This window comes from Azospirillum thermophilum, assembly GCF_003130795.1.
Classification (GTDB): Bacteria; Pseudomonadota; Alphaproteobacteria; order Azospirillales; family Azospirillaceae; genus Azospirillum; species Azospirillum thermophilum.
In genome coordinates this window covers 1,125,412-1,151,917 of record NZ_CP029352.1, presented here as the reverse complement: position 1 = coordinate 1,151,917, position 26,506 = coordinate 1,125,412, and the positions used below count along the sequence as shown (strand labels likewise).

Annotated in this window: 24 protein-coding genes and 1 pseudogene; 13 read left to right on the top strand and 12 right to left on the bottom strand. The window is 69.2% G+C overall.

Features of this window, described 5'->3' with window-relative positions; genetic code table 11:
- Positions 1-24 precede the first annotated feature (24 nt).
- Positions 25-498, bottom strand: coding sequence for an RT0821/Lpp0805 family surface protein (locus tag DEW08_RS05180; RefSeq protein WP_181449407.1), 474 nt, complete (start codon positions 496-498; stop codon positions 25-27).
- 163 nt (positions 499-661) lie between these two features.
- Here DEW08_RS05180 and pdxH point away from each other — a divergent pair, with 163 nt between their 5' ends.
- The 7 genes from pdxH to DEW08_RS05145 all read left to right on the top strand — a co-directional run bounded on the left by pdxH (position 662) and on the right by DEW08_RS05145 (position 9,165).
- The gene (gene pdxH / locus DEW08_RS05175; protein WP_109325005.1) at positions 662-1,267 is read left to right on the top strand and encodes a pyridoxamine 5'-phosphate oxidase; all 606 of its coding nucleotides are present in this window, start codon (positions 662-664) and stop codon (positions 1,265-1,267) included.
- Positions 1,268-1,336: 69 nt separating this feature from the next.
- Positions 1,337-2,254, top strand: a complete 918-nt coding sequence (locus DEW08_RS05170) for a cation diffusion facilitator family transporter (RefSeq protein ID WP_109325004.1) — start codon at positions 1,337-1,339, stop codon at positions 2,252-2,254.
- A gap of 234 nt (positions 2,255-2,488) precedes the next feature.
- Entirely contained in the window at positions 2,489-3,880 is a 1,392-nt protein-coding gene (locus DEW08_RS05165) for a methyl-accepting chemotaxis protein (protein WP_109325003.1), read from the top strand.
- Between the two features lie 81 nt (positions 3,881-3,961).
- Positions 3,962-4,792, top strand: coding sequence for an MBL fold metallo-hydrolase (locus tag DEW08_RS05160; RefSeq protein ID WP_109325002.1), 831 nt, complete (start codon positions 3,962-3,964; stop codon positions 4,790-4,792).
- 52 nt (positions 4,793-4,844) lie between these two features.
- A complete protein-coding gene (locus DEW08_RS05155) occupies positions 4,845-6,071 on the top strand; it encodes an SLC13 family permease (RefSeq protein ID WP_109325289.1) in 1,227 nt (408 codons plus the stop codon).
- Positions 6,038-7,378 (top strand): GAF and HD-GYP domain-containing protein, encoded by a 1,341-nt coding sequence (locus tag DEW08_RS05150; RefSeq protein ID WP_245985989.1) that lies wholly within the window; start codon positions 6,038-6,040, stop codon positions 7,376-7,378. Before DEW08_RS05155 ends, DEW08_RS05150 begins: the two co-directional genes overlap by 34 nt.
- Before the next feature lie 326 nt (positions 7,379-7,704).
- Positions 7,705-9,165 carry a hypothetical protein gene (locus tag DEW08_RS05145; RefSeq protein WP_146214636.1) on the top strand — a complete coding sequence of 487 codons (1,461 nt, stop codon included), beginning with the start codon at positions 7,705-7,707 and terminating at the stop codon, positions 9,163-9,165.
- Positions 9,166-9,310: 145 nt separating this feature from the next.
- Here DEW08_RS05145 and DEW08_RS05140 read toward each other — a convergent pair whose 3' ends face one another.
- Positions 9,311-10,699, bottom strand: a complete 1,389-nt coding sequence (locus tag DEW08_RS05140) for a class II 3-deoxy-7-phosphoheptulonate synthase (RefSeq protein ID WP_109325000.1) — start codon at positions 10,697-10,699, stop codon at positions 9,311-9,313.
- Positions 10,700-10,935: 236 nt separating this feature from the next.
- Here DEW08_RS05140 and DEW08_RS05135 point away from each other — a divergent pair, with 236 nt between their 5' ends.
- On the top strand, positions 10,936-12,282 hold the full coding sequence (locus DEW08_RS05135) for an AmpG family muropeptide MFS transporter (RefSeq protein ID WP_245985987.1): 1,347 nt from the start codon (positions 10,936-10,938) through the stop codon (positions 12,280-12,282).
- A 37-nt stretch (positions 12,283-12,319) separates the two neighbouring features.
- On the opposite strand, the gene DEW08_RS05130 is transcribed toward DEW08_RS05135, so the two are convergent.
- The 3 genes from DEW08_RS05130 to DEW08_RS05120 form a co-directional block, all read right to left on the bottom strand.
- Positions 12,320-13,225, bottom strand: a complete 906-nt coding sequence (locus tag DEW08_RS05130; protein WP_109324997.1) for a manganese catalase family protein — start codon at positions 13,223-13,225, stop codon at positions 12,320-12,322.
- A gap of 163 nt (positions 13,226-13,388) precedes the next feature.
- The gene (gene gor / locus DEW08_RS05125) at positions 13,389-14,762 is read right to left on the bottom strand and encodes a glutathione-disulfide reductase (RefSeq protein ID WP_109324996.1); all 1,374 of its coding nucleotides are present in this window, start codon (positions 14,760-14,762) and stop codon (positions 13,389-13,391) included.
- 151 nt (positions 14,763-14,913) lie between these two features.
- Positions 14,914-15,390: a flagellar basal body-associated FliL family protein gene (locus tag DEW08_RS05120; RefSeq protein WP_146214635.1), complete on the bottom strand. Its 477-nt coding sequence runs from the start codon at positions 15,388-15,390 to the stop codon at positions 14,914-14,916.
- Positions 15,391-15,740: 350 nt separating this feature from the next.
- On the opposite strand from DEW08_RS05120, the gene DEW08_RS05115 reads away from it, so the two are divergent.
- On the top strand, positions 15,741-16,889 hold the full coding sequence (locus DEW08_RS05115) for a nicotinate phosphoribosyltransferase (protein ID WP_109324987.1): 1,149 nt from the start codon (positions 15,741-15,743) through the stop codon (positions 16,887-16,889).
- Between the two features lie 63 nt (positions 16,890-16,952).
- Here the strand turns inward: DEW08_RS05115 and egtB are convergent, their stop codons facing one another.
- From egtB to DEW08_RS05085, 6 genes and pseudogenes are all read right to left on the bottom strand, one after another.
- Complete coding sequence (egtB, locus tag DEW08_RS05110; RefSeq protein WP_245985985.1) at positions 16,953-18,251, bottom strand: ergothioneine biosynthesis protein EgtB; 1,299 nt, start codon at positions 18,249-18,251, stop codon at positions 16,953-16,955.
- A 195-nt stretch (positions 18,252-18,446) separates the two neighbouring features.
- Positions 18,447-19,661 carry a glutathionylspermidine synthase family protein gene (locus DEW08_RS05105; RefSeq protein WP_109324985.1) on the bottom strand — a complete coding sequence of 405 codons (1,215 nt, stop codon included), beginning with the start codon at positions 19,659-19,661 and terminating at the stop codon, positions 18,447-18,449.
- 4 nt (positions 19,662-19,665) lie between these two features.
- Positions 19,666-20,280: a DUF1190 domain-containing protein gene (locus DEW08_RS05100; RefSeq protein WP_109324984.1), complete on the bottom strand. Its 615-nt coding sequence runs from the start codon at positions 20,278-20,280 to the stop codon at positions 19,666-19,668.
- A 19-nt stretch (positions 20,281-20,299) separates the two neighbouring features.
- Positions 20,300-20,652 (bottom strand): annotated as a pseudogene (locus DEW08_RS33940) (DUF350 domain-containing protein).
- A 169-nt stretch (positions 20,653-20,821) separates the two neighbouring features.
- Positions 20,822-21,385 carry a hypothetical protein gene (locus DEW08_RS05090; protein ID WP_109324980.1) on the bottom strand — a complete coding sequence of 188 codons (564 nt, stop codon included), beginning with the start codon at positions 21,383-21,385 and terminating at the stop codon, positions 20,822-20,824.
- Positions 21,386-21,497: 112 nt separating this feature from the next.
- Positions 21,498-21,938: a MarR family winged helix-turn-helix transcriptional regulator gene (locus tag DEW08_RS05085; protein ID WP_109324979.1), complete on the bottom strand. Its 441-nt coding sequence runs from the start codon at positions 21,936-21,938 to the stop codon at positions 21,498-21,500.
- 187 nt (positions 21,939-22,125) lie between these two features.
- Between DEW08_RS05085 and DEW08_RS05080 the strand changes: the two genes are divergently transcribed.
- Positions 22,126-22,545 carry an organic hydroperoxide resistance protein gene (locus DEW08_RS05080; protein ID WP_109324978.1) on the top strand — a complete coding sequence of 140 codons (420 nt, stop codon included), beginning with the start codon at positions 22,126-22,128 and terminating at the stop codon, positions 22,543-22,545.
- A gap of 84 nt (positions 22,546-22,629) precedes the next feature.
- Here the strand turns inward: DEW08_RS05080 and DEW08_RS05075 are convergent, their stop codons facing one another.
- The gene (locus DEW08_RS05075; protein ID WP_245985981.1) at positions 22,630-25,077 is read right to left on the bottom strand and encodes a glycosyltransferase family 2 protein; all 2,448 of its coding nucleotides are present in this window, start codon (positions 25,075-25,077) and stop codon (positions 22,630-22,632) included.
- A gap of 569 nt (positions 25,078-25,646) precedes the next feature.
- On the opposite strand from DEW08_RS05075, the gene DEW08_RS05070 reads away from it, so the two are divergent.
- From DEW08_RS05070 to DEW08_RS31040, 3 genes are all read left to right on the top strand, one after another.
- Positions 25,647-26,060: an HIT domain-containing protein gene (locus DEW08_RS05070; RefSeq protein ID WP_109324977.1), complete on the top strand. Its 414-nt coding sequence runs from the start codon at positions 25,647-25,649 to the stop codon at positions 26,058-26,060.
- Positions 26,061-26,122: 62 nt separating this feature from the next.
- Positions 26,123-26,299, top strand: coding sequence for a CsbD family protein (locus tag DEW08_RS05065; protein WP_109324976.1), 177 nt, complete (start codon positions 26,123-26,125; stop codon positions 26,297-26,299).
- Positions 26,299-26,469 carry a hypothetical protein gene (locus tag DEW08_RS31040; protein ID WP_168220269.1) on the top strand — a complete coding sequence of 57 codons (171 nt, stop codon included), beginning with the start codon at positions 26,299-26,301 and terminating at the stop codon, positions 26,467-26,469. The genes DEW08_RS05065 and DEW08_RS31040 overlap by 1 nt, the downstream gene beginning before the upstream one ends.
- Positions 26,470-26,506 lie beyond the last annotated feature (37 nt).

The following is a 26,506-nucleotide window of genomic DNA, read 5'->3' as shown; positions in this document are numbered from 1 at the left end:
CCCCGCCCGTGCGGGGTCGAAAGATTACTGGTTGGGGACGATTTTCCACGTACCGTCGGCTTGTTTGCAAGCGGTTCCGTACGCCATCTCGGTCCGGCCGCCGACGACCACGGTCTGCTGGAACTCGCGGCAGTAGTTGCCGGCGGTGTTGTAGCCCTCGCGCGTCGTGGTGATGGCGCCGGCGTTGCCCGACTGCGGGTTGTTCCAGGTGATGCGCTCGCCCACCGGTGCCGCATAGGCGCGGCGGGCCGCCGTCTCGGCATAGCCGGCATCGGCCTTGTCGAGGGAGGCGCCGACCTCCTTGCCGAGGAAGGCGCCGAGGAGCGTGCCGACGCCCGTCGCGACCAGCTTGCCGGAGCCGCCGCCGAAGCGGGATCCGATCAGTCCGCCGGCCACGGCGCCGCCGACGGTGCCGGCGGTCTCCTTCGTCCCGCTGCTGGCGCAGCCGGCCAGCAGGGCCACGGCCATGACCGCAGGGACGAGCTTCTTCAAGAACATCGCGTTGCCTCGATAGGTTGGGGGCTTGCGGCGCCTTTTGGGGTGGCGCCGCGATGGACACTGATATATGCGAGCCTATGCTCTGTGTGAATTGCGACGAAGCTGTGACCAGATCGCACAGGACGCACGGCAAGGCAAACCGGAATAAACAGGACAGCGAGCGATGACCGACGCGGACCGCAATCCCTACGAGCTGTTCGCCGACTGGCTGGACGAGGCCGGCCGGAGCGAGCCGAACGATCCCAACGCGATGGCGCTGGCCACCGCCGACTCCGACGGCATCCCTTCGGTGCGGATGGTGCTGCTGAAGGGCGTCGACGAGCGGGGATTCGTCTTCTACACCAACATGGAAAGCCGCAAGGGCCGGCAGCTCCTCGCCAACCCCAGCGCCGCGCTGTGCTTCCACTGGAAGTCGCTGCGCCGTTCGGTGCGGGTGGAAGGGGCGGTGGAGCAGGTCAGCGACGCCGAGGCCGACGCCTATTTCGACAGCCGCCCGCGCGAAAGCCGCATCGGCGCCTGGGCCTCGCAGCAGTCGCGCCCGCTGGAGGGCCGCTGGGAGCTGGAGAAGCGCGTGGCGCAGTACGCCGCGAAGTTCGCCATCGGCCACATCCCGCGCCCGCCCTACTGGACCGGCTGCCGCATCGTGCCGCGCCGCATCGAGTTCTGGCAGGACAAGCCCTTCCGCCTGCATGAACGGCTGGTCTACCTGCGCGTGCAGGACGAGGCCGGCGGGACGACGGGGTGGACGACCGAGCGGCTTTACCCCTAAAACCTCCGGCGACGGGCCGCCCACCGGATCGCGGGCGCGGCCCGGCCAGCCGCCTGGAGCCCGAAGGCCGTGACCGAGACCGAAGCAGACCGCCTGCGCCGCTACGCGACCTATGCCAGCGTGTCGGTGGCCGGGACGCTGATCGCCGCCAAGCTGGTCGCCTATCTGATGACGGAGTCGGTCAGCATCCTGTCGTCGCTGATCGACTCGAGCACCGACCTGATGGCCTCCATCGTCACGCTGCTGGGCGTGCGTCACGCCCTGCGGCCGCCGGACGAGGCCCACCGCTTCGGCCACGGCAAGGCGGAGGCGCTGGCCGCGCTCGCCCAGGCGGCCTTCATCGGCGGGTCCGCCGTGCTGCTGAGCGTCGAGGCGGTCCGCCGGCTGATCCGGCCCGAGGCGATCTCGGAAGGGACCGTCGGCATCGCGGTGATGCTGCTGTCCATCCTGCTGACCGCAGGGCTGATCGCCTTCCAGCGGCGGGTGCAGGCGGCGACCGGCTCCGTCGCCATCGGGGCCGACCGGCTGCATTATTCCGGCGACCTGCTGATGAACGCGACGGTCATCCTGGCCATCCTGCTGACGGGATGGACCGGGATCGCGGCCTTCGACCCGCTGTTCGGCATCGGGATCGCGCTGTTCCTGCTGAACGGCGCCCGCGGCGTGGCGCGGGAAGCCCTGAACGTGCTGATGGACCGCGAGCTTCCGGAGGGCGAGCGCGCCCGCATCGTGGAGCTGGTCACCGACTATCCGGGCGTGGAGGGCATGCACGACCTGCGGACCCGCAGCTCCGGCACCGGCAGCTTCGTCGAGCTTCACCTGGAACTGGATTCCAGGCTGACCGTCGATCAGGCCCACGACATCACCGACGGGGTGGAGGCGCTGCTGCGCCGGACCTTCGCCAACTGCGAGGTCATGATCCACCAGGAACCGGCCGGTCTGAAGGACGAGCGTCTCGACGACCGGATAAGGGGAGCGAAGGCCTGACTTCCGCCCGCATGCCGCGACCCCGCCCTCGGGGTGCCCCTGATTGTCCGCGGAAGGTCACTGCGTCACAACTGCAGATCTGCTATCCCCGTCTGTTATCCCGGGTGGCCTATTCGACCAATGTATAGGGGTGTCCGCTGATCTTCCGGGTCCCGGAGGATTGCGGGTCTGACAGGAAATTGCAATAATCGTGCGCGGGGGAAGCGTCGATTATACAAGAACGGCGGAAGAAACATGGACAGTGGGTTCGGCGTCCGCCCGCAGCTGATTGCGGACATCGCGACTGAAGCCGGCAACCTCGGGATCGAGATCGCCGACATCGCCGGCCATATCGAGGACGTGAATGCGCGGGTGACGCGCCAGTCCACGGTCTTCGCCCAGCTTCGCGACACCGGCACCCGGATGTCCCAGAGCACGCACCGGATCGCCGAGGCCTCCGCCGTCGCCCGCACGGTGACCCAGGCGGCACAGCAGGAGGTCGCCTCCTCCCAGGACCGGGTCGAACGCTCGCTGTCCGACATCCACGCCCTGGTCACCGCGGTCGGCGGGATGGAAGGGCAGATCGTCGGCCTGCGCGAGGCGCTGGACCGCGTCGCCCGCGTCGCCAGGGAGATCTTCACCATCGCCAAGCAGACCAACCTGCTGGCGCTGAACGCCACCATCGAGGCGGCGCGGGCGGGGGAGGCCGGGCGCGGCTTCGCCGTCGTCGCCAACGAGGTGAAGGCCCTGTCGCGCAAGACCAGCGAGGCGACGACGGAGATCGACGCGACGCTGAAATCGCTGAACGAGCAGGCCCAGCGCCTGATGGGCGAGAGCGCCGCCAGTGCCGCCAAGGCGCGCGCGGTCAGCGAAGGCACGGTGGCGATCGGGCAGGTGATCGAGACGGTCGGCCGCGCGATGCGCGACCTGAACCAGGAGACCGACAAGATCGAGCATGCCTCCAGCGAGATCGGCGAGAACTGCGACGCGCTGGAAAGCGAGATCGCCGACCTCGCGGTCGGGGTCAGGCTGTCGAGCGAGAACCTCGCCCAGGCGCGCGACCGGGTGAACAATCTGGTCGGGATGAGCGAGCGGCTGATCGGCATCACCGCCGAGCTCGACATCGAGACGGTCGACACCCCCTTCATCAAGCTGGTGATCGACGCGGCCAACCGCGTGTCGGCCGGTTTCGAGGATGCCGTCGCCCGCGGCGAGGTCTCGGAGAGCGACCTGTTCGACCGCAGCTACCAGCCGATCCCGGGAACCGACCCGCAGCAGCTCATGGCGCGCTTCACCGGCTTCTGCGACCGCGTGCTCCCCGCCGTGCAGGAGCCGGCGCTGGCCAGCAGCGACCGCATCGTCTTCTGCGTCGCGGTCGACCAGAACGGCTATCTGCCGACCCACAACCGCGCCTTCAGCCAGCCGCAGGGCACGGATCCGGTTTGGAACGCCGCCCATTGCCGCAACCGCCGCCTGTTCAACGACCGGGTCGGGCTGGCCGCCGGCCGCAACACCAAGCGGTTCCTGCTGCAGACCTACCGGCGCGACATGGGCGGTGGAAATTATGTGTTGATGAAGGACGTATCGGCCCCCATTTTCGTCCGCGGCCGTCACTGGGGCGGCCTGCGTCTGGCCTACAAGGTGTAAGCCGCCGGGATTCGCGCTACACTCTCGCTGCCGCTTGCGGGGGACCTTTGCGTCGCCGGCGGTTGGGGGTGAGGAGTGTCGATGGGTTTTTCGGTCACGTTCTGGGGCGTGCGCGGCACCATCCCATGCCCGCTGGCGTCGCATCTGCGCTATGGCGGCAACACCTCCTGCCTGGAGGTCCGGGCCGGCGCGCAGTGCATCATCATCGATGCCGGAACGGGGCTGCGCCTGCTGGGCCGCAAGCTGCTGGCGGAGGGAACGACGTCCGCCACGCTGCTGCTCAGCCACACCCACCTCGACCACATCAGCGGCTTTCCCTTCTTCGCCCCCGCCTACACCAAGGGCTTCAGCCTGCGCATCATCTCCGGCCACCTGACGGGCAGCCCGAACATCGAGGCGGTGATGGCCCGCCAGATGGAACGGCCGCTGTTCCCGGTGCCGCTGCGCACCATGGGCGGCAGCCTCAGCTTCCTGGAGGTGCCGGCCGGCCACAGTTTCAAGCTGGAAGGCGGCGTCCGCATCCACACGGCCCCGCTGAACCATCCGGACGGCGCCACCGGCTACCGCATCGAGTACCAGGGCCACTCCCTGACCTATGTGACGGATACCGAGCATGTGCCGGACCATCCCGACCGCAACATCCTGAACCTCGTCGACGGCACCGACCTGCTGATCTACGATTCGAGCTACACCGACCAGGAGTGGGAGGCCCGCGTCGGCTGGGGCCATTCCACCTGGACCGAGGCGGTGCGCATCGCGCGGGCGGGCAACGTCAAGCGGCTCTGCCTGTTCCACCACGACCCCGACCATGACGACGCCACGATGGACCAGATCGAGGCGCAGGCCAGGGCCGAGTTCCCCGACTGCTTCGCCGCGCGCGAGGGACGACGATCACGCTGGAGTGAGCTATAGAGGGTGCCCTTTCCCGGCAGCCGCGGATCGCGCTCCCATGACCGCCATCCCCATGACCGCAACCATCGTCGTCCTGTTCGCCGTCACCTATCTCGGCATGGCGGTCGGGCGCTTTCCCGGCCTGCGCATCGACCGGACCGGCATCGCGCTGGTCGCGGCGATCCTGCTGCTGGCGGTGGGCGCGCTGGACAGCCGGCAGGTGGTGGAGGCGGTCGACTTCCCGACCCTGTTCATCCTGCTGGGGCTGATGATCCTGTCGGCCCAGTATGCCGGCAGCGGCTTCTACGACTGGTGCGCCCTGCGGGTGGCGCGGGCGGCGCGCTCGCCCGCCCGGCTGCTGGCCGTGGTGGTCGCGGTGGCCGGCGGGCTGTCGGCGGTCCTGGCCAACGACGTGGTGGTCTTCGCCATGACGCCCATGCTGTGCGTCGGGCTGACCGCCCGCGGGCTGGACGCGCGGCCCTACCTGATCGGGCTGGCGGGGGCGGCGAATGCCGGGTCGGCCGCGACGATGATCGGCAACCCGCAGAACATCCTGATCGGGCAGGTCGGGCATCTCGACTTCTGGCATTTCATCGGCGTGTGCGGCGTGCCGGCGCTGGTGGCGCTGGGCATCGTCTATGCCGTGGTGTGGCTGGCTTGGCGCGGCCGTTTCGGCCTGCCGGACGGCGACCGCGAGGTCGGGCCGGTGACGCTCGACCGCTGGCAGCTCGGCAAGGCGGTGGCGGCGACGCTGGTTCTGCTCGCCCTCTTCGCCTCGCCCCTGCCGCAGGAGACCAGCGTGCTGCTGGTCGCCGGCTTCGTCATGATCAGCCGGCGGATGGCGAGCCGCGACATGCTGGGGATGGTGGACTGGCATCTGCTGGTGCTGTTCGGCGCGCTGTTCGCCATCAACCATGCGCTGGGCCTGACGGGGCTGCCGGCGGCGCTCGTCCATGACCTGGAGGCGGCCGGCTGGCTGCCCGACCGGCTGGCGGTGATGGCGCCGCTGGCGCTGGCCGGCAGCAACAGCATCGGCAATGTCCCGGCGGTGATCCTGCTGCTGTCCGCCTGGCCGTCGCCGCCGGTCGGGGCGCTGTACGGCCTCGCCCTGCTCTCGACGCTTGCCGGCAACCTCCTGCTGCCGGGCAGCCTCGCCAACATCATCGTGGCGGAGCGGGCGGCGGCCTCCGGCGTGCGGCTGGGCTTCGCCGAGCATGCGCGCTGCGGCATTCCGATGGCGATCCTGTCCATGGGGTTTGCCGCCCTGTGGCTGTGGTGGGGCGGCTGGATGACGATCTGAGGCGAAACCGGCTCTTCCTCTTCTTCCGGCTGCTGCGCTGCGGTACCCTCTTCGCGCACAGCCTGCAGGGGGTTCGTCGCGTGAGCGTGGTGCAGCAGTTCCTGGAGTTCATCGAGGAGTCGCCGGACCAGTCCGTGCGGGCCGTCAGCCAGCGTGTGCTGCACAAGTGCCGGGAGCTGACCGGGGCGGAGGCCGGCAGCGTCTTCATGCTGCATCGCCGGGGCCGGGCGCGCGAGCTGACGGCGGTCAGCGTGCAGAACGACGTGGTGCGGGCGCCCGGCCGGGCCTTCAGTCTGCCGGCCGACCTCTTCTCCATCGCCGGCTATGTGGCGCTGACCGGCGACACCGTGTTCATCGAGGACGCCTACGCGATCCCGAAGGACCGGCCCTACCGCTTCAACCCCTCCTTCGACCGGCACACCGGCTTCCGCACCCGCTCGATCCTCACCTTCGCGCTGAAGGGGGTGGGCGGCCGGTCGATCGGGGTGGTCCAGCTCATCAACCGGCGGCTGCCCGGCTGCCCCGACCCGCTGCCCTTCCTGCGTGAGCATGAGGAGATGATCGCCCCGGTCAACCATCTGGTGGGGCGGGCGCTGGAGCGGGCGGCGACGACCGAGCGGCTGAGGGAGCGCAACCGCGCCCTGGCGAAGGAGCGGCGGCGGGTCGCCGAACTGCAGGAGGAGACGGAGCGCGCCTTCATGGTGTCCGTCCATCTGCTCGCCAAGGCGGCGGAACTGCATGACGAGGACACCGGCAACCACATCCTGCGCGTCAACGAATACTCCTACGCGCTGGCCCGCTGGGCCGGCTGCCCGGAGGAGTTCTGCGCCGAGATCCGCTTTTCCGCCGCTCTGCACGACGTCGGCAAGATGAGCGTCGATCAGGCCATCCTGCGCAAGAAGGGCCGGCTGGACGAGCGCGAGATGGCGGAGATGAAGCGCCATCCGGTCTACGGCCACGAGATCCTGATCGCGTCGGACCGGCTGAAGATGGCCGCCGACATCGCGCTCTGCCATCACGAGCAATGGGCCGGCACCGGCTACCCCAACGGCCTCGCCGGGGAGGCGATTCCCCTGTCGGCGCGCATCGTCGCCGTCGCCGACTGCTACGACGCCCTGCGCAGCAAGCGGCCCTACAAGCCGGCCTTCCCGCACGAGCGGACCATGGCGATCCTGACGCAGGGCGACGACCGCATCACCCCGGAGCGTCACTTCGACCCGCGTCTGCTGTCGCTGCTCGTGCAGAACCAGGACGAGTTCGCCCGCATCTGGGAGTCGCTGCGCGACGGCTGCTCCGGGGACGACTGAGCGCCGGGGCGGATTTCGGACAGCGTCCCTCAGCCCGTCGGGTAGCGCGGTGTCGTCGGTGTTAAACCGCTGCTCTTAATTCCCATTGCCGCATTTGCGAAGACGGAATTATCAGGAGGAACCGTCCCTGTAGCGATCGGGTGCAGGGCCGGTAATGCCGCCACCACCCGCCAATTGTTACAAATGGGTGCACAATGAACGCGCGCACATTTGTCGGGGTCAATGGGTCCAATACCAGATATATTCTGGTCTCCCTGGTTCTCCTGGGGATCGCGCTCCGCACGTTTCATCTGCTGCAGTCGCGGCCCCTGTGGCTGGACGAGGCGATGATCGCGCTGAACATCATCGACCGTCCTTACTCCGGGCTTCTGCTTCCGCTGAAGTACGACCAGTCGGCTCCTTTCCTGTGGCTGCTGGTCAGCAAGGCGGTCACCGACATATTCGGGCACGGCGAGATCGCGCTGCGTCTTCTGCCCTTCGCCTGCGGGGTGTCGTCGCTGCTGCTGTTCTCGCTGCTGGCCTACCGCCATCTCAGCCTGTTCGGCGCGGCGGCGGCGATCTTCCTGTTCAGCGTCCTCAACTCCCTGGTCTACTACTCCGGGGAATTGAAGCAGTATTCGGTCGATGTCCTCGTCACCGTGCTGTTCATGGGGCTGCTGCTGGACCACGGCACGGCGCTGCTGCGCAGCGGGAGGGGGATCGCGACGCTGCTGGGGCTTGGGGTGGCGGCCGTGCTGTTCAGCCATGCGGCGACCTTCGTCCTGCTCGGCGTCGGCGGCAGCCTGTTCATCCGCGCCGCCGTCGAGCGCGACCGCCGCGGCATGGCCGTGGCGGCGGTGATCGGGCTGGTCTGGCTGGCGGTGTTCGCCGGGACGCTGAAGCTGGTGGCCAGCGATTCCGGCGCGCTGATCGCCGCCATGCGCAAATACTGGAGCGAGTGGTTCCTCCCGCTCGACCTGTGGAACCCGTCCCACTTCGCCGACGCGGTCAAGATCCTGCTGCGCCTGCCGGAAGGGTGGGGCTTCCCGCCCTCCAGCGTCACGCTGATCGTGCTGTTGTCGATGATCGGCTTCATCCGGACCTGGAGGCGGACGCCGATCCTCGCGGTCTTCTTCGTGACGATCCTGGCCGGGGCGTCGCTGGCCTCGATGCTCCAGTTCTACCCGATGACCGGGCGCTTCATCCTGTTCCTGGCGCCCGCCGCCATCTACCTGATGGCCGCCGGGTTGGCCGCCGCCTCGTCCGCCGCGCCCAGCCTGCGCATCCCCATCCTGTTCTGCGGGGTGCTGGTGATCGGGCTGGTGACGCTGGAAGCCGCCTGGCAGTTCAAGCGCACCCCCGCCTTCGGCCGGGAGGAGCTGAACAAGAGCGTCGCCCATGTCGCGGCGCGGCGGCAGCCGGGCGATGCCGTCTATGTCTATTACGCCGCGGTCCCGGCCTTCCGCTTCTATGGCGAGCCGCTGACCCGCGCGGCCGACGGGCCGGTCGTCTACGGACGGGACCCGCGGGCGGACTGGAACTACATGCTGTCCGACTTCCGCAGGATCTGCGGCCACCGCGTGTGGTTCGTGTGGTCGCACAGGACGGCCCTGTCCGGCGTGGACGAGATCCGCCTGTTCGAGTTCGCGGCGGCCAATCTCGGCCGCGTGCTGTCGCGCGAGGTCTATCGCGACGCCGGCGCGACGCTGCTGGACCTGACGCAGTCCGGCGACTGCAGCGCCCTCAGCATCCGCGAGCCGGCCCGGCCCTGGATCCCCGACCATCCGGGCTTCCGGCCGGACTCCTGAAAACGAGCCTCCCTCGAACCGGCCCCCTGGAACCGGTCCCCCGCAGCCAGGCCAATGAAGAAGGCCCTTCCTCCGGCGGTGGAGGAAGGGCCTTGCTCTTCAGGGCTCTTCAGACGGTCACCGTCGGGCCGTCACAGCCAGGCGATCACTCGGCCGCGGCGGCGCGGCGGGCGGCGTCGCGCTGGTTGCGGGCACGCTTCAGCTCTTCGGCGAGCAGGAAGGCCAGCTCCAGCGACTGGCTGGCGTTCAGGCGCGGGTCGCAGGCGGTGTGGTAGCGCAGCGCCAGCTTGTGGTCGGTGATCGCCTGGGCGCCGCCGGTGCACTCCGTCACGTCCTGGCCGGTCAGCTCGAAATGGACGCCGCCGGCATGGGTGCCCTCGGCCTGATGCACGGCGAAGAAGGCCTTGGCCTCGGCCAGCACCCGTTCGAACGGGCGGGTCTTGAAGCCGTTGGAGGCCTTGACGGTGTTGCCGTGCATCGGGTCGCAGGACCACACCACCGTGCGGCCCTCGCGCTGGACCCGGCGCAGCAGCGGCGGGAACTTGTCGGCCACCTTGTCCGAGCCCATCCGCACGATCAGGGTCAGGCGCCCCGGCTCGTTGGTCGGGTTCAGGATGTCGATCAGGCGGATCAGCTCGTCCGGGTCGGTGGACGGGCCGCACTTCAGGCCGATCGGGTTCTTCACCCCGCGCAGGAACTCGACATGCGCGCCGTCCGGCTGGCGGGTGCGGTCGCCGATCCACAGCATGTGCGCCGAGACGTCGTACCAGTCGCCGGTGGTGCTGTCGACGCGGGTCAGCGCCTGCTCGAAGGGCAGCAGCAGGGCTTCATGGCTGGTGAAGAAGTCGGTCTCGCGGATCTGCGGCGTGGTGTCCGCCGTGATGCCGCAGGCGGCCATGAAGGCGAGCGCCTCGTCCAGGCGGTTCGCCAGCTCCTGGAAATGCTCCCCGGCCGGCGAGCGCTCGACGAAGCCGAGCGTCCACTGGTGAACCTTGTGCAGGTCGGCATAGCCGCCCTGGGCGAAGGCGCGCAGCAGGTTCAGCGTCGAGGCGGCCTGGGTGTAGGCCTGCATCATGCGCTCCGGATCGGGAACGCGGGCCTCGCCGGTGAAGTCGAAGCCGTTGATGATGTCACCGCGGTAGGAGGGCAGCTCGACCCCCTCGATCACCTCGGTATCGGCCGAGCGCGGCTTGGCGAACTGGCCGGCCATGCGGCCGACCTTGACCACCGGGATGGCGGCGCCGAAGGTCAGCACGACGGCCATCTGCAGCAGGACGCGGAAGGTGTCGCGGATGTTGTTCGGGTGGAACTCGGCGAAGCTCTCGGCGCAGTCACCGCCCTGCAGCAGGAAGGCGTTGCCGGCGGCCACGTTGGCCAGCATCGACTTCAGCCGCCGCGCCTCGCCGGCGAAGACCAGCGGGGGATAGGAGGCAAGGCGCTGCTCCACCGCTTCGACCTTGGAGGGGTCCGGATAGGTCGGCAGCTGCTTCGCCGGCTTCGACCTCCAGCTGTCGGGTGACCAACGCTCCACCATGACGCGCCTGCTCTCTCTATGACAGAAGGGACTGCCCCGCCGGACCGTTGCCGTTCGGCCGGGCCGCGGCCCGCGGGATCCCCTCTATAGCCCGAGTCCCGGAAACTTTTCCACCATTTCAGGGGGCATTGCGGCAATCTGCGTTCCGGACAGGGGCCGAATCTCGCCACTGGCACGGGACGGATGGCGCGCTTATACACAAACGGATGAGCTGGTCCCAAAGAAGGTCGGTGTCCGTGAAACCGTCGTCCTGGCGCGAAGCCGCGTCGCTCTACCTCGACCGCCGGGTTCTGGCGATCCTGTTCCTGGGATTTTCCGAAGGGCTGCCGCTGGCGCTGACCGGAGCCACCCTGTCGGTCTGGCTGCGCGAGGGCGGGGTCAGCAAGACGGCGATCGGACTGTTCGCGCTCGTCACCATGCCCTATGCGCTGAAATTCGCCTGGGCGCCGCTGATCGACCGGCTGCGGCTGCCGGTGGTGACGCGGCTGTTCGGGCGGCGGCGGGGCTGGGCGCTGGTGACGCAGGTGGCGCTGGCCGCCGCCCTGGTCGGGCTCGGCTCGACCAATCCGGTGGAGGATCTCTGGTGGACGGCGGTCCTGGCGGTGGTCGTCTCCTTCTGCTCGGCCAGCCAGGACATCGTCATCGACGCCTACCGCGTCGAAATACTGGAGGAGAACGAGCAGGCGGCGGGCGCCGCGGTGCTGGTGCTGGGCTACCGCTTCGGCCTGCTGGCGGCGGGGGCCGGTGCCCTGTACCTCGCGGAGTTCTTCGGCTGGCACGTCGCCTATTATTCGATGGCGGCGCTGATGGGGGTCGGGATGATCACCATCCTGCTGAACCGCGAGCCGAAGGTGGCGGCGAGCGCGGACTCGGCCGCGCGGGAGAAGCGGGTGGCCGACTGGCTGGCGGCGCGCCCGCATCTGAGCGGCTGGCAGGCCGACCTGCTGTCCTGGCTCTACGGCGCGGTGGTGGCGCCCTTCGCGCAGTTCATGACGCGGCGCGGCTGGGTCGTGATCCTGCTGTTCATCGCCACCTACAAGCTGGGCGACGTGCTGGCCGGCCAGATGGCCTCGCCCTTCTATGTCGACCTCGGCTTCGAGAAGTCGGAGATCGCCACCGTCTCCAAGGTCTTCGGCCTGTGGGCCACCATCATCGGCGGGCTGGTGGGCGGGCTGCTGGTCGGGCGCGTCGGGGTGCTGCGCGGGCTGCTGGTCGGCGGGCTGATGCAGATGGTCTCCAACCTCGGCTTCGTCTTCCTGGCCTGGGCCGGGCACGACGTCTCGGCGCTGGCGGTCACGGTCGCGGTGGAGAATGTCTGCGGCGGCATCGCCACGGCGGCCTTCGTGGCCTATCTCTCGGGCCTGTGCAACGTGGCCTACACGGCGACGCAGTATGCTCTGCTGTCGAGTTTCTACAAGCTGGGGGGCGACCTGTTCGGCGCCTCCTCCGGCTGGCTGGCCGACCGGATGGACTGGAGCAGCTTCTTCCTGCTGTCGATGGCCGGCGCCATCCCGGCGCTGCTGCTGCTCACCCGCCTGATGGGGCTGGAGCGCAGCGGGGCGGCCCTGAAGCCGGCGGAGTGAGCCCTCCCGCCCCGAAGGGCGGGAGGGTGGTGGGGCCTCAGACCTTGCCGGCGGTGGTCGTGGTCTTGCCGGCACCCGGCCCGGCGCCGAGGTCGGCGCCCGTCACCGGGTTGACGTCGGTGCGCGACTTGGTGCGGGCGGCGGTCTGCTCGACGGCCGCCAGCTCCTCGGCGGCCAGCCGCACGGTCGGCTTGCCTTCGCCGCCGCTGACCGGGCCCTGGCCGAACGCGACGTCGACGAACTCCCACTGCTCGCCCTGGTTCCACGGGCCGCGGGCGTCGCCGTCGCCCTGGCTCATGTTGTAGTACTTGTCGGTGTACTGCGGCATGCCCGGCATCTTGCCCGGCGGGAAGTTGTTGTCGATGGAGTAGAGCGCCTTCTCGAACATCTTCTGGTGCGCCACTTCGCGGGTCATCAGGAAGCCCAGCGCCTCCTTCACGCCCGGATCGGGGGTGACGTTGATCAGCCGCTCATAGATGATCTTGGCGCGCGCCTCGGCGGCGATGTTGGAGCGCAGGTCGGCCGTCGGCTCGCCGATGGAGTCGATGTAGCCGGCGTTCCAGAGCTGCCCGGCGGAGTTGGTCAGCGCCGGCCCGCCGCCATAGAGCAGCGACAGGGTGTGGCTGCCGTTGCCCTGGGTGATGTTGGCCAGCAGGTCGGTCGTCTCCTCCGCCGCCTCGGCCAGCTTGCCCTTTACGCCCTTGGTCAGCATGGCGACGATCGAGCCGATCACCTCCAGGTGGCTCAGCTCCTCGGTCGCGATGTCGATCAGCATGTCCTTGCGGCCCGGATCCTCGTCGGCGATGCCCTGCGTGAAATAGCGCATGGCCGCCGCCAGCTCTCCCTGCGGGCCGCCGAACTGCTCCAGCATCAGGGCGGCGAGCTTCGGGTCGGGCTCCGACACCCGGACGGTGTACATCAGGTTCTTGTTGTGCATGAACATGCTTGCGGGTCCCCTCGGTCTGGTCGGGTTCCTGGGGAGGCAGCCGAGGCCCGGCTGCCCCCGGTCGTTCCCGTCAACCGGGGGGCCTGCCGCACGTTCCGGAAAACCGGGGCGGATTACTCGTTATTGTCCTATGGCTATGACGAAATGAGGCAGGGATCCGTCAAAGGTCCTTGGCGGTCGGATCCGGCACCTTCTCCCGCATCAGCACGAACTCCTCCGCGGTGGAGGGGTGCAGCGCGATGGTGCGGTCGAAGTCGCGCTTGGTGGCGCCGCAATTCAGGGCGATGCCCAGCGCCTGCACGATCTCCGGCGCATCCATGCCCATCATGTGGCAGCCCAGCACCCGCTGGCTCTCGCCGTCGACCACCAGCTTCATCAGCACCCGCTCGTCCCGGCCGGACAGCGTGTGCTTCATCGGGCGGAAGCCGGCCTTGTAGATGTCCACCTTGGCATGGCGCCGGCGGGCCTCCGCCTCCGTCAGTCCGACCGTGCCGAGCGGCGGCAGCGAGAAGACCGCGGTCGGCACATTGTCGTAGCTGATGGTGGAGGGGGTGTCGTTGAACAGCGTCTCGGCCAGCGCCCGCCCCTCGGCGATGGCGATCGGCGTCAGCGCCATGCGGTCGGTGACGTCGCCGATGGCGTAGATGCTGTCCACGCTGGTGCGCGACCATTCGTCCACCGGAATGGCGCCCGCCTCGTTCACCGTGATGCCGACCGACTCCAGCCCCAGCCCGCTGGTGTTGGGCCGCCGGCCGGTGGCCGACATGACGAGGCCGGCCGAATGCTCCCGCCCGAGATGGTCGGTGACCGTGCAGCCGCCGGGGCCATGCTCGATCTTCACCGGCCGGGCGCGGTTGACGATGGTGATGCCGCGCTTGCGCAGCTCCTGCGCCAGCGCGATGCGGATGTCGTCGTCGAAGCCGTTCAGCAGCTCGTCGCCGCGGATCATCAGCGTGACCTCGGCGCCCAGTCCGCGGAAGATGCCGGCGAACTCCACCGCGATGTAGCCGCCGCCGATGATGATGATCGAATGCGGCAGCGTCTTGAGGTCCAGCGCCTCGTTCGAGGTGATGGTGTGCTCGATCCCCGGGATGTCCAGCCTGGTCGGCCAGCCGCCGGTGGCGATCAGGATGTTGCGGGCGGTGTAGCGCTTGCCGTCGACCTCCACCGTATGGCGGTCGACGATGCGGCCGAAGCCGGTGAAGAGCCGGACGCCGGAGGTCTCCAGCATCTTGATGTAGAGGCCGTTCAGCCGGTCGATCTCGGCGTCCTTGCGGGCGATCAGCGCGCCCCAGTCGAAGGCGGCGGCATGGTGCGACCAGCCGTAGCCGCAGGAATCCTCGAATCCGTCGCGGAACTGGGCGGCGTAGACCAGCAGCTTCTTCGGCACGCAGCCGCGGATCACGCAGGTGCCGCCGACCCGGCTTCCTTCGCAGATCGCCACCCTGGCGCCATAGGAGGCCGCCCGCCGGCTGGCGGCGACGCCGCCCGAACCGGCACCGATGGTGAAGAGGTCGAAATCGAACTCGGCCACAGCCGTCTCCTTCCGGTCCGCATTTGCCGTCCTCCGCCGCGGGACGGCGGGGACACCGGAATGTTCCGCATTCCGGCAGCCCTGTCGAGGGGATCGACAGGATATGGGAGGCGTGGCCGGGACGGACGAGTGGGAGGGAGGGGCCGGGCCCTCAGCGCATCAGCATGTCCTGGATCAGCACCTGGCGCACCGGCAGCGGGCGCAGCACCTTGCCCGCGGTGTAGCGCACGGCGTCCTTGATGAAGAGCGGCCCGTCGCTGCCGCGCAGCTCTGCCGCCTCGAACTCCTGCATGCGGACGCTGACGGCATCGGCGATGCGCGGGATCAGCGGCTCCACCAGCTTGGCCTGCACGCCCGGGTCCATCTCCAGCACGAGGCGGAGCTGCAGGTCGCGCTGGCGCATCCCGTCGTTGAACGACACGCTCATCGCCGGCAGCGGGATATAGGTCGCGACCCCGGTGACCGCACGGTCGGCCTGCCGGGCGGTGTGGGCGGTCGCCGGCTTCAGGATCAGCATGCCGCCGGTCCCGGCACCGGCCAGCGCGATCAGCAGGGCCGACAGGATGAGGAAGATCCGCCCGTCGATTCGGGGCGGCGTCGCCGGCTCCATGCCTTTCCTTGCCGCCACGGTCGGTCTCCTCGGTCAGATCGATAGTGGTAGGGTAAGACGGCGATGGAGGATGGTCAAATGTCGGTATTTTATTCTGTTTGGTCGAAAAGACGAACCGACGGCGGAATTTCCGGAACGTCCGGCGATTGCCTAAAATTCATTTCTTATGCTGTGCGAAGTGCTGCCTTGCGGTGGCCGCCTTGCGGTGCGCGCAACCTTGCCGGTCGGCGGGGGTTGAGAATGGCGAAAGGCCCTTCCCCCGCCGGGCCGGGCCGTATAATGCTGCGCTCGCAGGTTTCAGCGAACCCCGGCGGGGCCGGCACATGACAGGTCGCAGCAGAGGAAGGTCGGGAGACAAGGGAACAGCCATGGACGACACCAGCAAACGGCCGTCGGCCGTCCATCCCTCGGCCTCGGCGCTGCCGGACTGGACCGACACCTATTTCCGCCGCACCAAGGAGGCGGTCGGCAAGTTCGGCGACAAGCAGGTCACCTACGCCATCTTCATGCGCCGCCCGGTGGTCTGCGCTCCGCGCCTGGCGCTCGAATGGCTGCAGGCGGTCGCCGCGGAGCGCAACACCGAGTTCAATGTCGAGTTGAACTATCCGGAAGGCAAATGGGTCGGCGCCGGCGAGCCGATCCTGTACATCACCGGCTCCTTCTACCATCTGGTGGACACCGAGACGCTGCTTCTGCAGAAGCTCGGCCCCGCCTGCGTCGCCGCCTACAACGCCTTCACCATGTGCGCCGACCTGCCGAAGGTCGCCTTCCTCGCCATGGACGCCCGCCACTGCGCCGGGACGGAGATGGCGGAGATGATGGCCTATGCCGCCTCCGTCGGGTCGGACCGCGCCAAGCGCAAGGTCGGGGCCAAGGGCTTCATCGGCAACGCCACCGACGCCACCGCCCGCTATTTCGGGCAGGCCAAGGGCATGGGCACCATGCCGCACGCGCTGATCGGCTATGCCGGTTCCACCGTCCGCGCGGCGGAGATGTTCCACGAGACCTTCCCCGACCTGGCGCTGACCGTGCTGGTCGATTATTTCGGGCGCGAGATCACGGACTCCCTGGCGGTCTGCCGCCGCTTCCCCGACCTCGCCGCGCAGGGCAAGCTGGCGGTGCGGCTCGACACCGCGGGCGGCCGCTTCGTCGAGGGGCTGGACCCGCCCGGCTCCTACGCGGTGCTGGAGCGGCACGCGCCGCACTCCATCCGCGGCTATCGCGACGAGACGCAGCTCCGCTACCTCATCGGCACCGGCGTGTCCGCGGCGGCGATCCATTACGTGCGCGAGAAGCTGGACGAGGCGGGGTTCCCGGCGGTCAAGATCGTCGCCAGCTCGGGCTTCGGCCCGGCCAAATGCCGCCTGATGGCCGAGGCCAACGCCCCGGTGGACATCATCGGCACCGGCAGCTATCTGCCGGAGCGCTGGACCGAGACCTACGCGACCGCCGACATCATCCAGTATGACGGCGAGCGCCGCGTGAAGGTCGGCCGCGAGTTCCTGTTCCGCCGCTGACCCCGCGGACCCGGCCGGCCCCCGCGGGGATCGGCCGGAACCCCCGGGGCGGCCGGTCCGCGCCTACAGATCCTCGGCCAGCCGGATGCCGGAGAAGGACAGCCGGTCGTCCGGCCGCAGGAAGTGGCGGGTGCAGGGACCGGCATGGTCGAAGGCGGTGACGCAGCTTCCGCCCCGCAGCACCATCCGGTTGGTCATGAAGCGACCGATCACCGCCTCGTCCTCGCCGTCCGGCTGGCGGTAGCCGGGGTAGGGGCCGAAGGCGCTGCGCGTCCATTCCCAGACGTCGCCGTACATCTGCCACGGCCCGTCGCCATGGCAGGGGTTCGGCCGCGGGTGGCGGTAGCCGGTGCCCAGCAGGTTGCCCAGGCTGTCGCAGCGGGCGGCCACCGCCTCCCACTCCGCCTCGTCGGGCAGGCGCCTGCCGGCCCAGCGGGCATAGGCGTCGGCCTCGTACCAGCTCACATGGCAGGCCGGCTCGTCGGGGTTGAGCGGGCGCTGGCCGTAGAGCGTGAAGATCTGCCAGTTGCCCTCCCGGCGCTCCCAGTAGAGCGGGGCCGTCCAGCCCCCCGCCTTCGCGGCCTGCCAGCCGTCGGCCTGCCAGAGGGAACGGATCGCATAGCCGCCCTCCTCGATGAAGGCGAGATATTCGCCGCAGGTGACCGGCCGGGTGGCGAGCCGGAACGGACGCAGATAGCTGCGGTGGCGCGGCCCCTCATGGTCGAAGCCGGGCACCGGGACGCTGCGGCCGATCTCCACCAGCCCGCCCGCATGGTCGATCCAGCCCATCTCCGGGGCGCCGGCCGGCTGCTGTGCCGGGGGCGGCTCGTAGGCCGGGCGCAGCGGGTTGCACCAGAAGGCGTGCTTGATGTGGATCATCAGCCGTTCCTGGTGCCGCCGCTCGTGCGCGATGGCCGTCTCGATCAGTGCCGCCACCATCTCCAGCCGGTCGTCGGGAACGCGGTCGATCAGGTGCAGCACCGCGCCGTTGACATGGTCGCGGTAGCGCATGATCTCCGAGGCCGGCGGGCGGGACAGCAGGCGCAGCGAGTGGCTGGGCAGCGGCGGGCCGTCCGACCGCTCGTCCCGTGCCGCGAACAGGGTCAGCAGCGTGGGGTCGAACGGCCGGTAGCCCTGGCTGAAGGGGATCAGCACGCTGGTCTCGAACAGCCAGGTGGTGTGGGCCAGATGCCATTTGACGGGGGCGCCGTCCGGCACCGACTGGACCATCAGGTCCTCGGGCGACAGCGGCGCCGCCAGTTCGCCGGTGCGGGCGCGCGCCTTCTGGAACCGGGTGGTCAGCGACTGGCGCAGGGCGGGACCGGTGCTGTGGGGCGGGTTGACGAGATGAGTGTCGGCCACGGGCGTAACCTCCGGTCCTGAATGTTTTCCACAGTGTGCTCCAACATTGTTATCGGAAGGCGCACGCATCGGTGGCAGAACCCACATCTAAAGGTCAGCCCCGCCCAAGGTGATAGATGTGTCTGCCCAACGATCGGCAAACGGCCAAGCCGACGCTGCCGCTTCACTTGCCGATCCGGCCGGACTGTTCCGGCTTTACTGCGCGCCCGACAAGAACAGGTGAGGCACGAACCGGCTGGAATTGCCCGTGATCAGGCTGCGGTCTTCGCGGATCCCCAGGCCGCAGGCCTGGCCGCCGGCCATCCAGACGCCGAGGACCGCATGGTTGCCGCCGGATTCGGCCAGCGGCGCGTAGGACTGGTAGACCCAGCCGGCCTCGTCATAGGGGCCGGCGGTTTCGGCCAGCGGCGCCCCGGCCGGCTGTCCGGCGCCGTCCAGCGTGGCGATGCTGATGTTGCTGCCTTCGCGTCCCAGCAGGGGTTTCGCCACCACCGTGCTCCCCGCGGCGAAGCGGCTGCGGTCGAGGAAGGCGGGCAGCAGGTTCGGGTGGCCGGGGAACAGGTGCCACAGCAGGGCGAGCAGCCCCTTCGACGCCATCACCATCTTCCAGGCCGGCTCGATCACCCGGATGCGGCCGGCGGCCGCGGCGGCGACCAGCTCGCGCCCGGCCTGCTCGTGCACCATCCAGTCCCAGGGGTAGAGCTTCATCAGGTGGCGGATCGGCTGGCCGGACTCGTCGAGGAACCCGCCGGTGGCGTCGTGATAGCGGATCGACTGGATCGGGATGGCCTTGGTGGTCAGCCCGGCCTTCAGCGCCAGGGTCTGCAGGTAGGCGATGGTCGCCTCGTCCTCGGGGTGCGGCATCAGGCAGGCGAAATGCACCGCCTCCTGCCCGGCGGCGAGGGTGGGGCAGGCATCCCGCCGCCGCTCCCAGCGGGCGACCAGCGCCTCCTCCAGGCTGTTGAACTGGTCGGCCTCCGGGAAGCGGTCCTGAAGCCAGCACCATTGCGCCACCGCCGACTCATAGAGCGAGGTCGGCGTTTCGGCGTTCAGCTCCAGCATTTTCGGCGGGCCGCCCGTGCCGTCCCAGGCGAAGTCGAAGCGGGCGTAGAGCGCCATGTCGCGGTCGTCGCGGCCGGCCCAGCTCGCCTCCACCGCCGGGGCGGCCTCCGGCGGAAGGCCGACCGCGTCGTAAAGGCGGTTGGCGACGACATGGCCGACCGCCTGCTCGCACAGCCGGTAGACCTCTTCCGCCGCGTCCTCCAGCGTTTCGATCTCGGCGAGGGAGAAGCGCCAATAGGCGCTCTCGTCCCAATAGAGCGTGCCGTCCGCGTCGGTGTGGAAGGGAAAGCCGATCTCCTCCAGCCGGGACTGCCAGTCCGGCCGCGGCGTGGTGACGACGCGGTCCATCGCGTCAGCTTCCCGAGAAGCCGCGGGCGGAGCCGGTCGAGCCGAAGCCGGCGCTGCGTCCCGCCGTGCTGCCTGCGGTGGTGCCTGCGGTGGTGCCTGCGGTGGTGATGGTCATCGGCCGGCCGCTGTTGGCCCAGCCGCGATAGTAGGCGGAGCTGGTTCCGCCCGCTGAACCGCCGGACGACCCGCTGCCGCGATCATCCTCCCGCCGCGGCGGCAGTTGCCCGATGCGGTCCGCGCCGCTGCGGGCGAAGCCCTGGCGGTCGAAATAGACGGGCTGGGCGAAGCTGCCGGAGAGGCTGCGGCCGACCATGAAGCCGACCATGGCCGGGACGAAGACCCCGCCGAGCAGGCTGCGGCCGTCGGCCTGCCGCTGGCAGGCGCCCTCACCCATCTCCGCCTCGCAGGCGTCGAGGGAGGCGAAGCGGGGGACGTCCTGCCGGTGGGCGTCGGCTGCGGCGGCGAAGGCCCGGGTGCAGTCCTCGGCCGGCAGGTCCCGGGCGCAGACCTCGACGGAGGGATAGACCTTCGCCTCCTCCGGCGCATCGTCGCCGCAGGAGACCAGCAGGGGGCTGACGCCACCCAGCAGCAGGGCGGCCACGGTTCGGGAACGCTTCATCGCCGGCTGTCCTTTCCGCTCAATAGGTCAGGGAGCCATAGTTCAGCAGCCCCACCGCCACCGACAGGCTGCCCAGCAGCACGCCGTAGGCGATGCGGTCCGCCTCCACCCCGGCGCGGAAGCCCGGCAGCAGGACGCGCGACACGATGACGTAGGCGACGATCTGCGACACCAGCGCGATCACCCCCAGACCGCCAGGTCGAGCAGGCTGGTGGTGTGGGACGCGACGCTCATCAGCGGCAGGGCGAAGCCGATCATGGCGCCGCCCAGGCTGACCGCCGCCGTCGTGTTCCCCTGCCGGACCAGCGCCAGCTCGCGGTAGGGCGTCACGGCGGTATAGGCGGCGATGAACAGCAGCAGGAACCCCAGCATCGTCACCGTGAACAGCAGGTAGGATGGCAGGGTCGTCAGGGACTGGAGAATGGGATCCATGCTGCACCGTCGCGGGTTACGCCGTCGCGGCGCATCGTGACAGCGCAAGCCTGTGCGGACAACCAACCTAAGGTATTGCCTCGCCTATGAAATCCGGCCAGGAGCGGCGCTACACGTCGAGGATCGTGTGGGGGCGGAAGGCGCCGTCGATGCTCAGCAGCAGGTGCAGGTAGACCGCCACCCGCCGGGCGCGTTCGGTATGGCGCGACAGGCAGTCGCGGAGTTGCTGCGCCAGTTGGGCGTTCTCCGCCGCGAGGTCGGGCGGCAGCTCCCCATGGGTCGGGGCGGCGAGCCCGACGATATGGTCGTGATCGACCGGGACCGACTGGGGGTTCCGGAGAAGCGCATCGGCCAGCGCCCCTTCGTCCTGCTCGGCCGGGGGAGGGGCCGTCGCCTCGTCCGGCGGTTTGCGGGCGGTGAGCTGGGCGCGCAGATTGTCCTTGATCCGCGCCCGCTGTTGCGGCTGCAGGTCGTCGATCCGGTCGACCTCATCGAACAGCAGGTCGTAGACGCGGCGGCGGGCGGGATTGGGCGGCTGCTGGTTGCGGCGGTCCTGGCGGGGGTTGCGCTGCTTGCGGTTGTCGGTCGCATTGCCGGTCCGCTCCACACCGGCTGCGGTGCGGACCTGGAATTCCGGTCGCATCTCGGGTCGCCTGACGATGCTGTCCGCCATGGCCGGCCTCCGCGCGGAAGGGGTACGTGCCCACCTTCGAGTGTGGCAGAGACCGTCCGCGAGTCAAGAACAGTCGTATACGATACGGTCCTGTACGGCCGGTCGCCGCCGCTCAGGTGCCCATGGCGTCGCGCAGCCGCACCAGCTCGTCGCGCAGCCGGACGAGGTCGTCGAGCGACAGGCCGGTCGCCGCCGCCATGCCGTGCGGAATGCACCGCGCCCGCTCCCGCAGGCTGCGCCCTTGGGCGGTCAGCCGGATGCGCACCCGCCGCTCGTCCTCGGGGTCGCGCTCGCGGGTGACCATCCCGGCGGCCTCCAGCCGCTTCAGCAGGGGGGTCAGCGTCGCGGAATCGAGGAACAGCCGGCTGCCGATCTCGGTGACCGTCACCCCGTCCCGCTCCCACAGGACCAGCATCACGAGATATTGCGGATAGGTCAGGCCAAGCTCGTCCAGCAGCGGCTTGTAGCGCCGGTTGAAGGCGAGCGTCGCCGAATGCAGGGCGAAGCAGAGCTGGGCGTCGAGGGAGAGGGAACGATCGGACGGTTCGGTCATTGGAGCATCCAGGAAAACGGCACGGGGCGCCGGCCCGCATGCGGTCGGCAGAACACCGGCAAACCCACCATATCAGGAATCCAGGTTGCTCGCGCAAAAACATATTGCGCGCTATCAAATAGCGTGCGATATATGGCGCCACGAACACAGCGGACCGCTGCGGCGGCCGAACAGGAGGGAAAGAACCATGGCCATTCTCTACACCGCCAAGGCGACGGCGACCGGCGGGCGTGACGGCAGCGCCTCCAGCGACGACGGCAAGCTGTCGGTCCGGCTGAACCCGCCGAAGGAGCTCGGCGGCAACGGCGACGGCACCAATCCGGAACAGCTCTTCGCCGCCGGCTATTCCGCCTGCTTCCTCGGCGCCCTGAAGTTCGTCGCCGGCAAGGAGAAGGCGACCATCCCGGCCGACGCCTCGGTCTCCGCCGCGGTCGGCATCGGTCCGCGCGACGACGGCACCGGCTTCGGGCTGGAGGTCGCGCTCACCATCGCGCTGCCGGGCGTCGACCGGGCGAAGGCGGAGGAGCTGGTGCAGAAGGCCCACATCGTGTGCCCCTACTCGCACGCCACCCGCGGCAACATCGACGTGACGCTGTCGGTCGCCTGACCGCCTGCCGCCTCACGAACGAAAGCGGCGCCGGAAAGTCTCCGGCGCCGCTTTTGCGTTTTCTGCGGGGTGGGAAGGGGCGGATCAGTCCGCCCCGGCGCCCACCGTGCCGCCCGCCGCCTTGTCGCCGGCGGTCTGGTCGCCGGCCGGCTGGGGCCGGCGGTTGCCCAGGTTCAGGTTGGGGAAGACGTTGATCAGCGCCGTGATGAAGGCCGACAGGTAGGGCAGCGACTGCACCACCAGCAGGCCCGACCACATGAAGGCGTCGCGGTTCTCATGGCCGAAGACCATGACGATGGCGGTCGCGGCCCCCCACAGCGACACCAGCAGGACCAGTTCCTCGCGCGCCATCAGGAAGGCCTGCATCAGCGCCGGCTGGTTCTCGCACTTCGGCGTGCGGACGAAGGGGCGGCCGGAGGTGAAGATGCCGAGCCACATGGCGCGGCCCACCGTATGGGTCAGCGCCATGCCGGCGATGGCGGCGCCGACCTTGTCCCAGAAGCCGCACTTCACCCGCGCCTCGTAGAGCCACAGGCTGGCGCCGACCTTGAAGGCGAAGACGCTCAGCGTCGGGATCATGAAGGCGTTGGGCGGGAACTCGAAATATTTCGGGAAGGCCAGCAGGCCGACCGACCACAGGATGCCGGCGATGCCGAAGATCATGTGGGCGGCGTCGGCGAACCAGGGCAGCCAGCCGGTCACGAAATGGTACTTCTGCCCGGCGGTCAGCCGCTTGCCGGTCGGCAGCAGGTCGCGCCAGTGGTGCTTCAGGATCTGCACCGCGCCGTAGGCCCAGCGGAAGCGCTGCGTCTTGTAGGCGGAGAAGCTGTCGGGGACGAGGCCCTTGCCGTAGCTCTCCGGCATGTAGACGGCCTCATAGCCATGCTCGAACAGGCGCAGGCCGAGGTCGGCGTCCTCGGTGATGCACCACTCGCCCCAGCGGCCGACCTTCTCCAGCGCCGACTTGCGGATGATGGTCATGGTGCCGTGCTGGATGATCGCGTTGCGCTCGTTGCGCTGGATCATGCCGATGTGGAAGAAGCCGGCATATTCCCAGTTGATCATCCGCTGGAACAGGTCGTGGTCCCACTCGCGATAGTCCTGCGGCGACTGGACGAAGCCGACCTCCGGCCGGTCGAAGTGCGGGATGGTCGCCTTCAGCCAGTCGGGATGGACCTGGTAGTCGCTGTCGATGACCGCGATGTGCTCGGCGTCCGGAGCCGTCTGGGCGAGGCCGAAGTTCAGCGCGCCGGCCTTGAAGCCCGGCCAGTTGTCCAGGTGGAAGAAGCGGAACCTGGGCCCGAGCTGCCTGCAATAGGCCTCGACCGGCTTCCAGACCTCCGGATCCCTGGTGTTGTTGTCGAGCAGCAGCACCTCGTAGTTCGGATAGTCGAGCCGGGCCAGCGCGTCCAGCGTCTGGATGACCATGTGCGGCGGCTCGTTGTAGCAGGGCACATGGATCGACACCTTGGCCGCGTTGGGGCCGGGCGCGGCGGAGCAGGGCTGGAAGCGCCGCTTGAAGCGCGCCTGCCAGACCACCTCGGTCAGTTCCAGCCCGTCGATCAGCATCACGGCGAACAGCACGAGCTGGCAGAAGATCAGCAGGCCCCAGGCGATCTCGGTCGTGACGGCGAGGCCGGCGGCCGAGGCGGCGCTGACCGTCAGGACCAGCACCGAGGCCACCGCCTGGATCAGCGCGCCGTAGAAGAGCTGGCCGCCCATCTTCAGGTCGTCGCGCCGCCACAGGAAGAAGACCAGCGGCAGGAAGCCCAGCGCGATGGCGGTGCCGCACATGATCGGCCAGTTGCGCAGCTCCTGCACGCCGCCGATCATCGGGAACTTCGGGTTGCGGTTGGCGTCCCACAGGCCCCAGCTCGTGCCCGCCGTGCCCTCGATCTCGCGCTTCCAGGGCTGGTCGAAGGCCTCCATGATGAAGTAGTCGAGCTTGTTCTGCGCCGCGACGTTCAGGAAGTTGCGGATGAACTTCGCCTGGTTGACCTGGCTCGCCTCCGCCCCGCGGCGCCACGGCCCGTCGGCCGGCCAGCCGATTTCCGAGATCAGGATGTGCTTGCCGGGATACTTCGTCTTCAGCTCGTTGTAGCGCAGCATCGCGTAGTCGACCGACTGGTCGATCGGCAGCCCTTCCCAGTAGGGCAGCAGGTGCACGGCGATGAAGTCCACCGCCTCCACCAGCTCGGGATGCGCCAGCCAGACGTGCCACGGCTCGGCGGTGGAGACCGGGACGTTGACCTTCTTCTTGACGCGCCTGATGTAGTCGATGGCCTGCGGGACGGTCACGTCGGTGCGCAGGATGGCCTCGTTGCCGACCAGCACGCGCTTCACGTTGGCGTTGGCGCGGGCCAGCTTGATCAGGCCGGAGATTTCCGGCTCGTCGATCTCGGGTTTGCCGGCGATCCAGGCGCCGGCCGTCACGGGCAGCCCGTACTTCCTGGCGATGGGGGCGACCAGCTCGGACCCGTCGGTGGTCGAATAGGTGCGGACCCCCTTCACCGAGCCGTCGAGCGCGGCCATGTCCTTCTCGATGTCCTCGGCCGAGGCCTTGTCGCCCTTCGACGGGCTCTTGTTCGGGTGGAAGGGGTGTAGGACACGCCGTTGACCGCCCCCGCCCAGGACCGCTCGGACACCGGGCGGTTGAACAGCGCCCAGGCCCCCACATTGCCCAGGATCACCAGGAACAGCACCAGGATCGCCGACTTGCGCATGAGTGTCCTTCTCGCTTCCCGCCACCTCTGCGGCCGCCGGGGCTCCTTCCCCGCCGGCCCAACCCCGCACGATCAGGCCCGAAGCGCAGGCGGACGGCATCGCCGCCCCGACCTGAACCCTCGGACCGAACCGAACCCTTCAAAAACCCGCTGCCTGGACGTTCAATCCCCGGTCGCGCCGCTTGCGGAAAGGCCCGCCCCGTCGCGACATGGAGCAATCCTCGCCGGTGCAGTCGTTCGCAGGACGCACCAACCCATCCGGCAAGGATCGCGCCGAAGATCTATACTACTTCCGACAGCCGGTAACCAGTGCCGCCTTTGACCGGGCAGCCATACGGCTTATCCCGCCTTCCCCCCTCCCAGCGAAAGAGACAAAGCATGTTCCGCCTGCATGAACGGCTTGCCGCCGATACGGTTCCTGTGACGGATCTGGGACTGTGCCGCGTGCTCCTGATGGACAACCGCGTGTGGCCCTGGCTGATCCTGGTGCCGATGCGCCCCGGCCTGACGGAGATCCACCGCCTGCCCGCCGCCGAGCGGGCGACGCTGATCGAGGAGATCGCCCGGGCGTCGGAGGCGGTGGAGCGGCTGTTCTCCCCCGACAAGCTGAATGTCGGGGCGCTCGGCAACATGGTGCCGCAGCTCCATGTCCACGTCATCGGCCGCACCCGCGGCGACCCCGCCTGGCCCGGCCCGGTCTGGGGCTCCGGCCATGCCGCCCCCTACGACCCGGCGGAGCGCGACGCGCTGGCCGGCCAGCTGCGGGCCGCCCTTGCCGGACCGTGGCCGTAACTCTTCGCGGTCCGGGCTGTTGGTCTCCTCAGTCCGGCTTCACGGACGAAGAGGAGGGAAACATGAACAGCGATCGCATCACCGGCGCCGGCAAGGAGCTGAAGGGCGAGATCAAGAAGCAGGCCGGCGACCTGACCGGCGACCAGGAGATGAAGAACTCCGGCCGCGCCGACAAGGCCGAGGGCAAGGTCGACAAGGTGGCGGGCAAGGTGAAGGACGTCCTGCGGGGGAACGAGTGATGTCCGCCGGCCGCAAGGACGACGCCCCCTCCGACGCCGCCCAGCGGATCGAGGAGGAACTCATCGAGGACACCGGCAAGGCCTCCGGCAACCCGGACAAGCCCGTGCAGGAGAAATGGGACGAGATGGGCGAGCGGCCGGAGATCAAGCGCGAGAGCGGACGCGACTGACCGGTCGCGCCGCGGGCAAGGGCCGGGGGGCGACTCC